Annotated in this window: 15 protein-coding genes; 11 read left to right on the forward strand and 4 right to left on the reverse strand. The window is 64.7% G+C overall.

Translation table 11 applies throughout. The features are described from left to right. The first annotated feature begins 12 nt into the window (after positions 1–12). From KVP10_RS06650 to KVP10_RS06685, 8 genes are all read left to right on the forward strand, one after another. Entirely contained in the window at positions 13–1,311 is a 1,299-nt protein-coding gene (locus KVP10_RS06650) for an ABC transporter substrate-binding protein (protein WP_343218697.1), read from the forward strand. A 113-nt stretch (positions 1,312–1,424) separates the two neighbouring features. Further along, positions 1,425–2,168, forward strand: coding sequence for an SDR family NAD(P)-dependent oxidoreductase (locus KVP10_RS06655; protein WP_217963713.1), 744 nt, complete (start codon positions 1,425–1,427; stop codon positions 2,166–2,168). A gap of 74 nt (positions 2,169–2,242) precedes the next feature. Then, on the forward strand, positions 2,243–3,112 hold the full coding sequence (locus KVP10_RS06660) for a carbohydrate ABC transporter permease (protein WP_217963714.1): 870 nt from the start codon (positions 2,243–2,245) through the stop codon (positions 3,110–3,112). Positions 3,113–3,121: 9 nt separating this feature from the next. After that, on the forward strand, positions 3,122–3,934 hold the full coding sequence (locus KVP10_RS06665; RefSeq protein ID WP_217963715.1) for a carbohydrate ABC transporter permease: 813 nt from the start codon (positions 3,122–3,124) through the stop codon (positions 3,932–3,934). 17 nt (positions 3,935–3,951) lie between these two features. Continuing rightward, the gene (locus tag KVP10_RS06670) at positions 3,952–4,926 is read left to right on the forward strand and encodes an alcohol dehydrogenase catalytic domain-containing protein (RefSeq protein WP_217963716.1); all 975 of its coding nucleotides are present in this window, start codon (positions 3,952–3,954) and stop codon (positions 4,924–4,926) included. Between the two features lie 9 nt (positions 4,927–4,935). Further along, positions 4,936–6,012, forward strand: coding sequence for an ABC transporter ATP-binding protein (locus KVP10_RS06675; protein WP_217963717.1), 1,077 nt, complete (start codon positions 4,936–4,938; stop codon positions 6,010–6,012). Between the two features lie 104 nt (positions 6,013–6,116). After that, the gene (locus KVP10_RS06680; protein ID WP_217963718.1) at positions 6,117–7,070 is read left to right on the forward strand and encodes a sugar kinase; all 954 of its coding nucleotides are present in this window, start codon (positions 6,117–6,119) and stop codon (positions 7,068–7,070) included. After that, a complete protein-coding gene (locus KVP10_RS06685) occupies positions 7,067–8,119 on the forward strand; it encodes a tagatose 1,6-diphosphate aldolase (protein ID WP_217963719.1) in 1,053 nt (350 codons plus the stop codon). The genes KVP10_RS06680 and KVP10_RS06685 overlap by 4 nt, the downstream gene beginning before the upstream one ends. Here the strand turns inward: KVP10_RS06685 and KVP10_RS06690 are convergent. After that, positions 8,107–9,129 carry a LacI family DNA-binding transcriptional regulator gene (locus KVP10_RS06690; protein ID WP_217963720.1) on the reverse strand — a complete coding sequence of 341 codons (1,023 nt, stop codon included), beginning with the start codon at positions 9,127–9,129 and terminating at the stop codon, positions 8,107–8,109. The genes KVP10_RS06685 and KVP10_RS06690 overlap by 13 nt on opposite strands. Positions 9,130–9,201: 72 nt before the next feature. Beyond that, positions 9,202–10,077, reverse strand: coding sequence for a LysR family transcriptional regulator (locus KVP10_RS06695; protein WP_217963721.1), 876 nt, complete (start codon positions 10,075–10,077; stop codon positions 9,202–9,204). A gap of 215 nt (positions 10,078–10,292) precedes the next feature. On the opposite strand from KVP10_RS06695, the gene KVP10_RS06700 reads away from it, so the two are divergent. Then, positions 10,293–11,285 carry a Bug family tripartite tricarboxylate transporter substrate binding protein gene (locus KVP10_RS06700; RefSeq protein WP_217963722.1) on the forward strand — a complete coding sequence of 331 codons (993 nt, stop codon included), beginning with the start codon at positions 10,293–10,295 and terminating at the stop codon, positions 11,283–11,285. A 223-nt stretch (positions 11,286–11,508) separates the two neighbouring features. Here KVP10_RS06700 and KVP10_RS06705 read toward each other — a convergent pair whose 3' ends face one another. Both KVP10_RS06705 and KVP10_RS06710 read right to left on the reverse strand, forming a co-directional pair. Further along, on the reverse strand, positions 11,509–12,297 hold the full coding sequence (locus tag KVP10_RS06705) for an SDR family NAD(P)-dependent oxidoreductase (RefSeq protein ID WP_217963723.1): 789 nt from the start codon (positions 12,295–12,297) through the stop codon (positions 11,509–11,511). A 218-nt stretch (positions 12,298–12,515) separates the two neighbouring features. After that, the gene (locus KVP10_RS06710; protein ID WP_217963724.1) at positions 12,516–13,445 is read right to left on the reverse strand and encodes a LysR family transcriptional regulator; all 930 of its coding nucleotides are present in this window, start codon (positions 13,443–13,445) and stop codon (positions 12,516–12,518) included. A 199-nt stretch (positions 13,446–13,644) separates the two neighbouring features. Between KVP10_RS06710 and KVP10_RS06715 the strand changes: the two genes are divergently transcribed. Beyond that, positions 13,645–14,739, forward strand: a complete 1,095-nt coding sequence (locus tag KVP10_RS06715) for an Ldh family oxidoreductase (protein ID WP_217963725.1) — start codon at positions 13,645–13,647, stop codon at positions 14,737–14,739. 73 nt (positions 14,740–14,812) lie between these two features. Continuing rightward, positions 14,813–15,223: a cupin domain-containing protein gene (locus KVP10_RS06720; RefSeq protein ID WP_217963726.1), complete on the forward strand. Its 411-nt coding sequence runs from the start codon at positions 14,813–14,815 to the stop codon at positions 15,221–15,223. The last annotated feature ends 71 nt before the right edge of the window (positions 15,224–15,294 follow it).

Raw genomic sequence — 15,294 nt, forward strand, 5'->3', positions numbered from 1 at the left:
ATGAAAACCGGTGTGAAACGAGCTGTTCTATGCGCTGTCGCGAGCTTGACGGCAGCCGCCAGCCTGGCGATCCAGGCCGCCCCCGCACAGACATTCAACTGGAAGAAGTTCCAGGGCACCACGCTGTCGGTGCTGGCGAACAACAACCCCATCGCCAACACGCTGATGAAGCATCGGCACGAGTTCGAGCAGCTCACGGGCATGAAGCTCAAGGTCGATACCTACCAAGAGCAGCAGATGCGCCAGCGCCTGATGACAGTGATGAACTCGGGCAGCGACGAGGTCGATGTGTTCATGTCCCTGCCTTCGCGCGAGGGCCTGCAGTTCGCCAAGGCGGGGTGGTACGCGGACATGTCTTCGTACGTCAAGAACGACGTGGCTCCCGGCTATGATTTCGCGGGCCTGAGCCCCGGGCTGGTGAAGGACGCTACCGTGGACGGCAAGCTGAACGGCATCCCCTTGAATATCGAGGGCCCGGTCTTGTATTACCGCAAGGACATTTTTGCGAAATGCAAGGTAGAAATGCCGAAGACGCTGGATCAATTGCCTGCCGTGGCGAAACGGCTCAAGACTTGCGAGCCTGCCATCACGCCCTTCGTGTCGCGCGGCTTGAAGCCGGCCTTGCCCTTCACTTTCAGCGTGTTCCTGCACAACGAAGGCGGGGAATACATGAAGGATGGCAAGTCCCAGTTGTGCTCGGCCCCCGCCAAAGCGGCGCTCAGCCTGTATTCGAGCCTGCTCAAGGACTATGGCCCTCCGGGCGTGGTGAACTACAGCTTCTACCAGATTTCGTCGCTGTACAAGGACGGCCGCGCGGCCATGGCCTTCGAATCGTCGAACGAACTGCGCAATATGATGGCGGGCGGAGCGCGGCTGAAGGACACGGCTATTACGCTGCTGCCGCCCGGGCCGGGCGGGCTGCATCCCACGGTCCTGGGATGGACGGCCGCTATTTCCTCTCATAGCAAGAAAAAAGAAGCGGCCTGGTATTTCATCCAATGGGCCACCAGCCCCAAGACGCAAGCCGAGCTTGCGGTGGACGGCATCGTGTCGCCGCGCGCCTCGGTAGCCAATAATCCCGCGTTCCGCAAATGGGTGGACGCGCAGCCGGTGCGCGAGGAATGGATAACTGCGGTCAACAAGGTGGGCCAACTGGGCGAATCGAAAATCGGCTATCCCATCGTCGCCAATGCGGAATCGCGCGAATACATAGGCCAGGCCGTCACGGCCATGATCCTGGGGCAGAAGAACGTGCAGCAGGCTTGCAGCGAGGCCGACACGCGGCTCGACAAACTGATTGCCGGAAACTGAGGCGCGTTCATCGAGGTTCCCCCCCGGTTGCCGCGCACGGCGTGATCCAAGCCCGTATGCGGCGCCGGCAAGGGCGCGGAGATCCACCTGTTCATACTGACCTGAGTCTTGTCATGTCCTTGTTCTCGTTCGAGCCTGCTTATCGGGTAATGGTCGTCGGCGGCGCCGGGGATATCGGGGCGGCGATTTCCCGGGCTTTTCTCGAGGCGGGTTGCGAAGTCATAGCTACCGGCGTGGACGACCGCGCCTTGGCAGACAGTGCACTGGAACCGAGTCCGGGCCTGGCCATGGCGGCGCTGGACATCACGGACGACAGGCAAATCGCCGGATTCATGAAAGGGGTGGATCGCCTGGACTCCCTGGTCAATTGCGCGGGGATCCTCGCGCGCTTCGACGAGTTCCAGGTCGAAACCTTCCAGCGTGTGCTGGATGTCAATCTGACCGGTACCTTCCGGATGTGCAGCGCCTGCCGGCCGCTGCTGGAAAGGCCCGCGGGCCGGCGGCCGGGAAGCATCGTCAACATCGCTTCCATGAACGCCTTTGCCGCCTTGCCGACCATACCGGCCTATTGCGCGAGCAAGGGCGGCGTGGTGATGCTGACGAAGTCGCTGGCCCTGGCGTGGGCCGAGGCGGGTATACGTGTGAACGCCGTTGCGCCCGGCTATGTGGAGACGTCGATCAATGCCCAGGGGCGCAAGGACGCCGCCCATTACCAGCGTATCGCGGCCCGCATCCCGCAAGGGCGCTGGGCCCAGCCCGACGATATCGCCGGCAGCGTGGTCTATCTGTGCACCCCCGCCGCGGACTACATGACCGGTTCGGTGATGGCCGTCGACGGCGGCTTCCTGGCAGGCTGAGGACTCATGCGATATCCCTATCGGAAACGGTACGGCGGGCGCCCCGCGCGCCTGTGCAAAAGGGAGGGACGGGAATGAGCCAATCGATAGGCACGCGGCGGCAGTTGATGGTCATGTCCCTGCCCGCCACGATCTTTACCGTGTTGATGATCGCGTTTCCGTTCATGTACGCGATCTGGCTCAGTTTCGAGCATTTCAGCGTCGGCATGCCGGCACACTTCAACCATGGCCTCAATTACGCGACCATGGTCCAGGACCCGGAGTTCTGGAACGGGCTGGAAGTCACTATCGAGCTTTATCTGCTCTCTTTGGTCTTGCAACTGCTGCTCGGCACCTATATCGCCGTGCTGCTGCACAGTTCGAAGCGCCTCTGGGGCAGCCTGCGCACGCTGCTGATTTCGCCTTTCGTGTTGCCGCCGGTGGTGGTGGGCATGATGTGGCTTGTGATCCTGGACCCGTCCATCGGCGCAGCCAACTGGATCCTCGGCGAGTTCGGATTGCCGCCTTCGAGCTGGCTGGCCTCCCCGCAGTGGGTGATCCCTACCGTGGCCATGATCGATTCTTGGCAATGGACGCCTTTTGTCGCCCTGATCGTGCTGGGCGGGCTGCAGTCGCTGCCGCCCAGTGTCTATGAGGCGGCGCAGATCGACGGATCGTCGCGCTGGCATACTTTTCGCCGGATCACGCTGCCCCTGTTGCTGCCCACGCTGGTGACCGCGACGATATTGCGCAGCGTGGACTTGCTGCGTTTCTTCGACATTATCTACATCACCACGCAGGGCGGCCCCGGCAATGCCTCCAACACCCTGAACATCTACGGTTTCCGCAAGGGGTTCGAATTCTTCGACATGGGCTACGCGAGCGCGTTGATGATCACCTTGTCGGCGATCGTGTTCGGCGCGGTGCTGGTGCTGACGCGCCTGCGCAAATATGCCGCGGTGTAAGGAGCGACGATGAACGCAAAGGTTCTGCGCTGTCTGACGATTCTGCAGTTGCTCATCGTGGCCTGCGTCATCCTGTTGCCCGTGGCGTGGATGGTGCTGTCCTCGTTCAAGCCCTCGGCGGACGTGACCGCGTATCCCCCGACCCTGGTGTTTTCGCCGACGCTGGAAAACTATGTGCGGCTATTCCACACCACACCCTTCGGCCTGTACGCATGGAACAGCCTCGTCACCACCTGCGGGTCGACGCTGATCGGCGTCGTGCTGGGGGTGCCGGCCGCATTCGCCGTATCGTGGACGCGGGTGACATGGCCGGCCACGCTGACCCTGCTGGCGCGCATGGCGCCGGGCACACTGTTCCTGCTGCCCTGGTACGCCATGTTCCGCGCCCTGGGCCTGATCGGCTCCTATTGGGCGCTGATCCTGACGCATGCGGTCATTACCATGCCTATCGTGATGTGGGTGCTGCTGCCGTTCTTCGATGGAATTCCGCGCAGTGTCCTGGAAAGCGCGCAAGTCGACGGCTGCAATGCCTGGGTGATCCTGCGGCGCATCGCGCTGCCTTTCGTCATGCCGGGGCTGACCGTGGCCGTGATCCTGGCCTTCGTTTTCTCGTGGAACTATTTCCTGTTCGCGCTGATTCTTTCCAATGGCGACACGAAGACTTTGATCGCGGCTTCGTTCAATTTCATCGGCGAGGGTTCCACCGACTGGGGAGCGCTGATGGCTGCCGCGACGCTGATCGCGCTGCCGCCGCTGGTACTGGCTTTTTGCGTCCAGCGCCGCCTGGTTTCGGGGCTGGCGCTGGGCGCTGTCAAAGGGTAGAGGGTTAGAGGTTCGATATGCATGCTGCCAAATTCCATGGAAACAAGGAAATCTCCATCGTGGACCTCGCCAAGCCGGCGGCCGCCGCCGGCGAGTTGCTGCTCAAGGTCAAGCGCACCGCTTTGTGCGGCTCCGACACCAAGCTTTGGCTGAAGGGCGCGCAGTACACGCCGGGCCACGAAATCTTCGGCGTCGTCGAGGCGCCCGGGCATGCACTGGATGGACGGCGCTGCCTGGTGTACATCCCCGTGCATTGCGGCCACTGCGATATGTGCCGGGCCGGCAATACGCAGATGTGCCTGAACGAATCCGTGCTGGTCGGCTGGAACCGGCCCGGCGGCTACGCCGAGTATCTTGCCGTGCCCGAACAATGCCTGCTGCCCGTGCCCGACGATATCGACGACGACCTCGCGCCTCTGCTGCTGGACACCATAGGCACCTCGGCGCACGCCGTGCGCTTTATCCGGCCGCTGGTGCCGCCCGAACGTTCCGGGCCGGTGCTGGTGACGGGGGCCGGGCCGGTGGGCCTGGGGGCCGTCATCGCCCTGCAGAACCTGGGATACAGCGACGTCTATATTTCCGACCCCAAGGCCGAACGCCTGGCGGTGGCCGAGTCCTTCGGCGCGCGGCCCCATCCGCCCGACGACATGGAGCGGCGCTTCGCGCTGATCGTCGAGTGCAGCGGCGCCCACGCGGCGCGCACGCGCGCTATCGAAATCGTGCTGCCCAACGGGGCGGTGATGCTGGTGGGGGAAAACGACAATCCCTGGCCGTTGCAAGAGAACAAGGCGGTGCGGCGCAAGGATTTCTACATGGTGCGCACGTTCTATTTCCCCAAGGGAGACCTGGAGGCCAATATCGAGCTGCTGCGCCGGAACGAGGCCAAGTACCGCCGGCTGGTGGATACGACCTTCGGCATCGACCGGCTGCCGGAAATGTACGGCCGCTTTGCCGCCGGTGAGTTGATCAAACCATTGCTCGCATTTGCGTAAGGGGTGCCGATGGCCGCGATACATATGAAGCGACTGGTCAAGCGGTATGGCGATACCGAGGTCATACCCAGCCTGGACCTGGAAATCCGGGACCAGGAATTCATGGTTTTCGTAGGCCCTTCGGGCTGCGGGAAATCCACGCTGTTGCGCATCGTGGCAGGGCTCGAGCCGGTGGACGGCGGCGAGCTGTACATTGGCGACGAGCGTGTGAATGACGTGCCACCGTCCAGGCGCGATATCGCGATGGTGTTCCAGGACTACGCCTTGTATCCGCACATGAGCGTATACGACAACATGGCCTTCGGCCTGGAGATGCGCCGCACGCCGCGCGCCGAGATCGATCGCCGCGTCAAGCGGGCAGCGGAACTGCTGCGCATCGAGCAGTACCTGAAGCGCCGTCCCGGTGCTCTGTCGGGAGGGCAGCGCCAGCGCGTGGCAATGGGCCGCGCCATGGTGCGCAATCCCAAGGTGTTCTTGTTCGACGAGCCTTTGTCCAACCTCGATGCCAAGCTGCGCACCGAAGTACGCACCGAAATCAAGGCGCTGTCGCAGGAACTCAAGACCACGATGATCTTCGTCACGCACGACCAGGTCGAAGCCATGACCATGGCCGATCGCATCGTGGTGCTGGACAAGGGGGTCATCCAGCAGGTGGGAACGCCGGACCAGGTATATGGCGAGCCGGCCAATCAGTTCGTCGCCTCGTTCATCGGCTCTCCCACCATGAACTTCTTCGACGCGGCCGTCGACGGCGGGACCTTGCGCCTGAAGGGCGGCGCCATCCTGCCGGTTCCGCAGCGCCTGCAGCAGGTCCTGGCCCGGGACGGCGCAAACCAGGTCGTGGTGGGAATACGGCCCGAGCACCTGCAGGTCGGGCCGCCCGGCGGGGAGGGCATAGCCATCAAGCTGAGCGTGGTGGAACCACTGGGGTCCGACACGCTGCTGTATTTCAATTGCGACGACGGCCGCCATGTGGCGCGGGTGCCGCCGGATTTCAAGGCCAAGGCCGGCGACAGCGCGACCCTGATGCTGCCGCGGGAAAAGCTTCATCTGTTCCGCAGCAGCGATGGCGCGGCCTTGCGCTGAGCGGCATGTCGATTTATGGGGAATTAAACCATGCGCACAGTGCTGCAAGCTTGTTCGATGAGTGCCGGGCGCGCGCCGCACCCGGGCGCGATGAGGCACAGGCCATGAGCATGGGTTGGTGCGATCCGGATCGGCCGCCGCGGCCGCGCGTGATTTGCCTGGGGCTGTCCGCCTACGACCGCACCTGGGTGGTGCGCGAGTTGCCGTCCGGGGATGGCAAGACGCGCGCCTCGGATTACCGAGAAGGCGGGGGCGGCATGGCCGCCAACGCCTCGGTGGCCGTGGCGAAACTGGGCGGGCAGGCCTCGTTCTGGGGGCGCGCCGGCGACGACTCGGCCGGGCACGGCATGCGCGCCGAATTGGCCGCCTTCGGCATCGATGTGAGCCAATTCCGTTTGTTTCCGGGGGCGCGTTCGTCGGTCTCAGGCATCGTGGTCGACGAGCGCGGCGATCGGATGATTCTCAATTTTCGCGGCGCCGACCAGCCTTCCGAGGCAGGCTGGCTGCTGCTGGATACGCTGGCCGGCGCCGGGGCGGTGCTGGCGGATCCGCGCTGGCCCGAAGGCGCGCTGGCGCTGTTCGTCGCCGCGCGCCGCCTGGGGGTGCCGACCGTCCTGGACGGCGACGTGGCCGATCCGGACGTGTTCGACTTGTTGTTGCCGCATACGGATTTCGCGGTGTTTTCCGAGCCGGGCCTGGCGGGATACGCGGGCGCCGTCGCGCAAGACGAGGCGGGGCGCCTGGCATACGCGCGTTCGCGCGGCTGCGGGCTGGCCGCCGTGACGCTGGGAGCACGCGGGCTGGTGTGGGAAGCGGGACATGGCGTTCGTCGCCAGGCCGCATTCCCCGTGCGGGCGGTCGATACCACCGGGGCCGGCGATGTACTGCACGGCGCACTGGCTTTCGCGCTGGCTGCCGGCGCCGAAACGGAAGAAGCGCTGCGCTTTTCGGCGGCCGTGGCGGCCCTCAAGTGCCGGCATGCCGGCGGCAGGGCGGGTTGCCCGGATTTACGGGAAGCCGCGGAGTTCTTGCATCATTTCACCAGGAGTAAAAATTGACACATACGCTTCGTCTAGGGAAAGAGCGGGGCCTGAAGCGCCTGGCCGACGACCAGGGGCATTTTTCCATGGTCGCCCTTGACCAGAGGCCGCCCCTCATCAACCTGATTGCCAAGCGCCGCGGCATAGAGCCTGCGCAAGTGGCATTCGCCGACATGGTGGCCGCCAAACGCTTGCTGGTGGAGGTGCTGGGGGCGCAGGCCAGCGCCATGTTGTTCGACCCGAATTACGCATTGCCGGCGGCCATAGACCTGCTGCCCGCGCGCACCGGCCTGGTCATGACACTGGAAGATCATCGCGCGCAGGAAACGCCGGGCGGGCGCCTGTCCCATTCGATCAAGGACTGGAACGTGGCGAAGATCAAGGCTTGCGGCGCGGACGGCGTGAAGGTGCTAGCCTGGTATCGGCCCGATGCCGCCGCGGAAGTGCTCGAACACCAGCGTAATTACGTGCTGGAGATCGGCAAGGAATGCCGCAGGCACGATATCCCCTATGTGCTCGAACTGCTGGTCTATCCTTTGAAGGGCAGCCTGGCGCCGGCGGACGACTATGTCGAGTCGCCGCAAAAACTGCCCGAGCTCGTCATCGACAGCGTGCGCGAATTCTGCAACCCGCGCTATGGCGTGGATCTGCTCAAGCTCGAAAGTCCTTTGCCGGGCGCAACTTTGCCCGCGCGCGACGGCGGCGCGGAGCACCTTCAGGCGCAGGCCTTGTTCGATGCGATGGGGGACGTCTGCCGGGCCGCGTCCATGCCCTGGGTCATGCTGTCGGCTGGGGTCACCGGCGAACAGTTCGTGCGCGTCATGGAATATGCATTCGCGGCCGGGGCCGACGGATTCCTCGCCGGCCGTGCGATCTGGGGGCATGCGTTGCAGCAGTTCCCCGACCTGCAGGCCTGCCGCGATACCTTGCGCAGCGACGGGCTGGAAACATTGCGCCGTCTCGAGGACCTGGCACGGCGAGAGGCCGGCACCTGGTCGGCGAACTATGCGGGCCTGGCAAAAGGCATCGAAGCCGAGGGCGACTTCTGCGCGGCTTACGCGCCCTGATGCGGGGCCGCCGTCGATTCCCGCACGACCAGCGATACCTCCACCTCGTGGTGCAGTGACACCGGCTGGTTGGCCAGCGTGCGCACCACGTATTCACCGGCGCGCGTCCAGATGTCGTCGGTAGGCACGTGGATGGTGGTCAGGCTGGGGCGCAGGTGGCGGCTCCATTCCAGGTCGTCGAAGCCCATCACCGACAGGTCGCGCGGCACCGAAAAGCCGCGCCGTTCGGCTTCCAGCATGGCTCCGTAGGCGATGACGTCGTTGCCGCAGATGAGGGCGGTGGGGCGTTCTCCGTCGCGCAGCATCACGTTGCGCAGGGCCTGGCGGGCATCGTCCAGATGGTATGGAATCTCGGTATACCAGTCGTCCCGCATCGCCAGGCCGTGCTCGGCCAATGCCTGCTGCACGCCCTGGACGCGGCCGGAAGCACGGTCGTTGCGCCCGGTCAGGGCGGCGATCATGCCGATGCGCCGGTGCCCCAGTCTTATCAGGTATTCGCATGCCATGCGGCCGGCCGCGGTATTGTCGATGCCGACGCTCGCATAGGTCTTGTCGGGATGGTAGACGCCCACATTGACGAAGGGCATGCGCTGGTGCTGCAGCAGTTGGCGCAGTTCGTCGGAATGGATGTCGCCGCGCAGGATCAGGCCGTCGATGCCGCGGCTGACCAGGTTCTGCACCTGGCGGAATTCGACTTCGGGGTCGTAATCGTTGGTGGCGAGCAGGAACAGGTAGCCTTGCGAGGAAAGATATTTCTGCAGGGCTTCGATGCCGCGCGCGAACATGGCGTTGTCGACGGTGGGCAGTATGGCGCCTATGGTCTGCGTGCGGCGCGACGACAGCGCGCGCGCCGCCGCATCCGGAATGTAGCCGAGCTCCCGTACCGCGGCGTCGATCCGGGCGCGCACTTCGGGGCGCACGGCGTTGGGGTTGTTCAGCGCGCGCGACACGGTTGCCGTCGAGGTATTGGCCTTGAGCGCGACTTGGCGGATTCCTACATGATTGCCCATTTTTTATAGCGATTGTTGTGGTGGCGCAAGACGGTATGTAGCAGGTTTCATGATAACCGAAACGTGCCGGAATCAGCCGCCCACCACGCGTTCGATGAACGCGCCGAGCGCGGGGTTGTCGTGCCTGGCGCGCCAGGCCAGATAGATTTCGGCATGCAGGCTGTTGTGCTGCAGCGGCCGGAATATCACCTCGTGAAAGCGCAGTTCCCTGGCCGAGTCCGGCACGATGCCGGCTCCCATGCCGGCCCTGACCAGCGCCAGCAGCGTGTGGGTCTGGCCGGCGTATTGCGCGATCAGCGGCGAGGCGCCCGCCAATTCCATCGCGCCGACGATACGGTCGTGGAAATATTTGCCTTCCTTGGGGGCATAAAGAATGAAAGGCTGCTGGTGCAAGGCTTTCAGCGGCACCGTCTTCAGTTGCGCCAGCGGGGAATCCTGGTGCAGGGCTAGCACCAGCGGCTGGCGTTCGATCAGGCGGTGGGCAAAGCCCGGCTGCTGCGGCACGTGGCGGGTCAGCGCGGCATCGAGCTCGCCGGCAAGCAACAGGCTGTTGAGGTCGGTCGACACCATTTCACGCAACTGGATGTCGACGTCGGGCAGGATCAGGCGAGTGCGCTTGATGAGCGTGGGCATGAGGCGGTAGGCCGCGACCGCCGTGAACCCGAGCGCGATATTGCCCGCTTCGCCGCCGGACATGCGGCGCGCGGCCAGCGCCGCGCGCGCCGACAGGTCCAGCAAGTGGCGCGCGTCTCTGAGCAGGCTGCGGCCGGCCGGGGTAAGTTCCACCTGGCGGCTGCTGCGCGCGAAGAGCGCCGTGCCTACGTCCTGTTCCAGCAACTGGATCTGCCGGCTGAGCGGCGGCTGGGTCATGCACAGGCGCGCTGCGGCACGGCCGAAGTGCAGTTCTTCGGCCACGGCCACGAAGCATTCGAGCTGGCGTAGTTCCATCGCTATCTTATTGATTCAATAATTGAATTGATCTATGTTATTTATAGCTCGAACGGCTATAGATCGCAATTCATCCCTATACTTCGACACTCTGCGGCCAGACCGCGGGTCCTGTTTCATCTGGGCCGGTGTCGAGGAGCATGCAGCTTCCGGCAGGCGGCCCGGCCTGCACGGCGCGACCTATTCCACAATCAGCAAGAAGAGGCATGAAATCGATGGAGACTACAAATAAATTCCGCATCCGGGTGCGCATGTTCGGCGCCGCGGCGGCCATGGCGGCGTTGTTGCCGCTGGCCAGCCACGCCGCCGACACATATCCGTCGCGGCCTATCAACTTGATCGTGCCGTTCGCCCCGGGCGGCGGCACGGATATTTCCGCCCGCCTGCTGGCTTCGGAACTGGGCCGCAAAATGAACGTCAGCATCGTGGTCGACAACCGTCCCGGCGCGGGCGGCCAGATCGCCGCCGACTATGTCGCGCGCGCCAAGCCGGACGGCTACACGCTGTTGTTCGCCAATTCCGGCATGCTGGCCATCAACCCGTGGCTGTACAAGCTGCACAATGACCCGGCCAAGGCGTTCGAGCCCGTGTCGATGTTCTCGGACCTGCCGTTCGTGCTGGTCGTGTCGAATTCCCTGAAGGCCAAGAATGTGCAGGAACTGGTGGCGCTGGCCAAGGCCGAGCCGGGCAAGCACACTTTCGCCAGTTCGGGCATAGGCGGTGCGCCGCACCTGGCCGGCGAAATTTTCCAGGAAGCCACCGGCGTGAAGCTGGCGCATATTCCCTACAAAGGGGGCGGCCCGGCCATGACCGACTTGATCGCCGGCCGTGTGGACATGTTGTTCGCTTCGGTGCTCGAGACCGTGGCTTATGTGAAAGGCGGCAAGCTCAGGGCCTTCGCAGTGACCGGGGACAAGCGCGCGCCGGTCATGCCGGACGTGCCTACGCTGGACGAGGCCGGCATACACAACGCGCAGACGGGCTCCTGGACCGCGGTGCTGGTGCCCAAGGGCACGCCCAAGGACATCGTCGACAAGCTGTCCGCGACCATACGCGAAATCGCTGCTTCCAAGAGCATCGAGGACAAGCTGACCTCGCAAGGCGCCGTGGCGCACGGTTCGACGCCCGAAGAACTGGCCAAGATCGCCGCCGACTCGCGCGCCCGTTATGGCAAGATCATCAAAGAGCGCCATCTGAGCCTGAACTGACGCGGCATGCCGCGCCGCGAGAGCCGCCCCAGCCGCGCCTGATGGGTGATTCTCGTGCTACAAGGCCCGGGTCCCATGCTGAACCGCACCCCAAAAGTCGGACATCGATCCAGGCTTTGGGGTGTTTTTTATGGCGAAGTATGACGAGCAGTTCAAGCTGGGGCCTGGGCCTTTTTCCAGCGCCGGCGCGCCTTGAAAGTGCCGACCCATTTTGGGGCAGGCCCTACACCACCATCGGTGTCGCCGCGCCGTCCATGCACAGGATGGCGCCCGAGATATAGCTTGCCTTGGGCGAGCACAAGAACAGCACGGCATTGGCGATTTCATCGGGCGAGGCGATGTGGCCCAGCGGCATTTTGGCCTCGGCCTGTTTCTTGGCGGCCTCTACCGTGATGTTGCGGGCGCGCGCTTCGGCTTCCAGGCCCTGTCCCATGCGGTCGGTCAGGGTGACGGTGGGATTGACGGCGTTCACGCGCACGCCCATGGGGCCGTATGCCGCGGCCAGCCCGGCGCTGGCAAGCATCAGCGCCGCGTTGGCGGCGCCGCCCGAGATGTGTACGGTGCTGGCGACTTTGCCGCCCATGCCGACGATGTTGACTACGGCGCCGGTCTTGCGCTGGCCCATGCGTTTGATCAAGGGGTCGATCACATTGATGTAGGAGAAGAATTTCGCCTGCATCGAGTTGTGCCAGGCTTGCGGCGTAAGTTCGGGAAACGGCGTGCGGCGGGCCGCGCCCGCGGAATTGACCAGGATATCGATAGGGCCGCCGCCGGCCTCCGCCGCGTCGATCATTTGTAGCGCCGCGTCCGCGTCGGTCAGGTCGGCGCGATAGCCCACGGCCTCGAAGCCCGCGTCGCGCAGTTTGGCGACCGCTGCATCGAGCCTGGCCGCATCGCGTCCGACTATGCTGAGCCTCGCGCCTTCGCGACCGAAGCCCTGGGCGCAGGCCAGGCCGATGCCCCGGCTGCCGCCCGTGATGAGTACATGTTTGCCTGCAAGTTCGAGATCCATGAAGTTTCCCCGGCTGGGTGTGTGATGAGAGGTTGGAAACAGGGTGTACGCCGCACACTATAGCGCCGGGCCGTAGCGAATGGATATGGCCGTTTGGCGGTTCGGCAGTTCGGCCGCTCGGGCGCGGCCTGGCCCGCCAGGCCCCGGGCTGGATGCATGCTCCGGGGCGTGGATGCTCTCAACTGTTTTGACTTATATGGGCTCGGCGCTGCAGCGCCTCAATTGCGGGCGCGCAGCGTGCTGCCCAGGCTGAACAGGCCCAGTCTCGACAGGCGGGCCGATTCCTCGGTGATCAGGTCTTTCAACATCGATACCGCGGGATCGGGAGTGCGCCGGATCCGGGTGGCGACCAGCAGTTGCCGGTACAACTGGACGCCGGAAATTTCCGACAGCGTGATGGGCGATGAGGATTCGACCGGCTTGAATACGGATATCGGCATCAGGGTCGACCAGTGGCCGTGCAGCACGAGCTCGCGGATGGAATCGACCGAATCCATTTCCACGGGAATGTTCAGGGTAATGCCCAGCGGCGCGAGCTGCGGCTCGACGATGCCGCGGTGCAAGGTCGTCATGAGCAGGGGAATGCGCCGCAAGTCGGCCGCCTGGACGACAGGCTGGATCTTGCGCGATTTCTGCGTGACCAGCACGAACGGCTCGCCCAGCAAGGGCTGCAGAGTGACGGGCACGCTGGAAGCAGCGTCGGTCTTGGTGATGACTGCGATGTCTATGATGCCTTTCACCAGCCAGTCGAGCAGGGCGGGGGTGAAAGCCTCGCGCACGGCCAGGTGCATGCCGGGCAGGATGCGCCGGCAGGTGTCGAAGACGCCGGGGACGATGATGCGGGCCAGCGTCGGCGATGCGCCCAGGGCTACCCGGGATTGCGCCGGCCCGCCGGGGGCTTCGAGCTGCTTCCTGACCCGGTCGGCCTCGGCCAGGATGCGCTGGGCCGCCGTGTAGAGCGTCACGCCCGCGGGGGTGAGGTGCACGCCCCGCGAGGTGCGCAGCAGCAGTTCGACCCCGAGATCTTGTTCGAGCTGGCGGATTTGCCGGGTGATGGCCGGCTGGGCGATCGATATCGCCGCGGATGCGGCGTTGAGGCTGCCGGCATCGGCGGCGGCCACGAAGTATCGCAATGCGCGCAGGTCCATCGCTGCTGTTCCGTTTGCTGGTGTGTATCGGTGTCGTTCAGGAGCCGTATCGGCCGGCCCCGCGAGGGGGGCGAGCCGGCAGGAAGGCGAGGTGCCGGCGGGGCTTGGCTATATCGCTTTGATATAGCTAGGCCAATATACAGTATTGGACACCCCGCAACAAGCTTCCTAAACTTGCCTCGAACCTTGTGATTCCGCCATGACCAAACCAGACAAGCAATTTGTACGGGCAGAAGTCTCCGAGCTTGCCCGCTTCATCGCCAGCGCGCTGGAACGCGCCGGCCTGCCCGCGCCGGATGCCGGCACCGTCGGCGGCCTGATGGCCGAGGCCGACCTGCAAGGGTCCGACGGCCATGGGGTCATACGGCTGCCGCAGTACGTAAAGCGCATCCGCGCCGGCGGCATCAATGTGCGGCCCGACATCCATGTCGTCAGCGAGCATGCGGCGATGGCGGTGCTGGACGGCGACAATGGCATGGGGCACCTGGTGGTGTCGCGCGCGGTGGATCTGGCCGTGGAAAAAGCCCGGGCCTGCGGCATAGGCTGGGTCAGTACCCGGGCCAGCAATCATGCCGGGCCGGCATCGCTATACGTGCGCAAAGTGTTGCGGCACGACATGCTGGGCCTGTATTTCGCGGTGGGCAATGCCAACCACTTGCCGCCCTGGGGCGGCCTGGAAATGCTGCTGTCGACCAATCCGATCGCCGTGGCCGTGCCGGCCGGCACGGAACCTCCCATCGTGCTGGACATGGCCACTACAGTGGCCGCATACGGCAAGGTCAAGGCGCTCGCCAAGCGCGGCCAGATGATGCCCGAAGGCTGGATGATGGACCGCGAGGGCCAGCCCCTGCTGGACCCGGCCCGGGCGGGCGAAGGCTTCCTGTTGCCCATCGGCGGCTACAAGGGTTATGGCCTGGCTCTGGTGACGGGGCTGCTTGCGGGCACCCTGGGCGGCGGCGCGATGGGGCGCGACGTGGTCGACTTCAACAAGGACCACGTCACCCCCACCAATACCGGCCAGGCGATACTCGCGCTCGATCTCAAGGTCTTTCGCGATCCGGCAGCATTCAAGACCGACGTCGATCGCCTGGTCCGCGATATCCGCGGCAGCCAGCGTTTGCCGGGCGTGGAGCATATCCGGCTGCCCGGCGAGCAAAGCAATGCGAAACGCGAAATATATGCCGAGGCCGGCATCCCGATCGCGGCCGCCCTGGCGCTCGAACTCGACGCGCTGGCCGCCGAGCTGGGTATAGAACCTTTGCGATCGATGAGCCCGGCAGGCACGGGCGCTTGAATATGTCGGGCCCGGACTGGTGCCGGGCCTGTTGCGTAATGAACATGAAATTCCTCGTACAGGAGCCCCAACCATGAGCGAACAGCGCACACCGGCGGTCATGTATCCCGACCGGATCAAGAGCCACGACCGTGGGGGCGGGGCCCGCACCACGCCTCTCGTTACCGCGGCCGTCGGCGCCCAGTCCTTCATCAACGGCATCACCGAATTCGCGCCCGGCACGGCCATACCGTTCCACAGCCACAATTGCGAAGAAAGCGTGATGCTGCTGGAAGGCGACGCCATTCTGGACATCGAGGGCAAGGAATACCGGCTCAAGCCCCTGGACACCACCTGGATCCCGCCGAATATTCCCCATCGCTTCCGCAATATGTCGCCGGATAAAGGCATGAAGATCCTGTGGATCTATGCCTCGCCCAACGCGACGCGCACGCTGGTCGAAACCGGCGAGACGCGGCCGATAGCCGCCGAGCATCGCCAATAGTCCGCGGCGCGTGCCGCCGGCGCCCGAGCATGGCGCAGCGGCGGCATGCGCCGCGGCGATAAAAAAATAAA

It is taken from the genome of Candidimonas humi, assembly GCF_019166065.1.
GTDB classification, from domain to species: Bacteria; Pseudomonadota; Gammaproteobacteria; order Burkholderiales; family Burkholderiaceae_B; genus Candidimonas; species Candidimonas humi.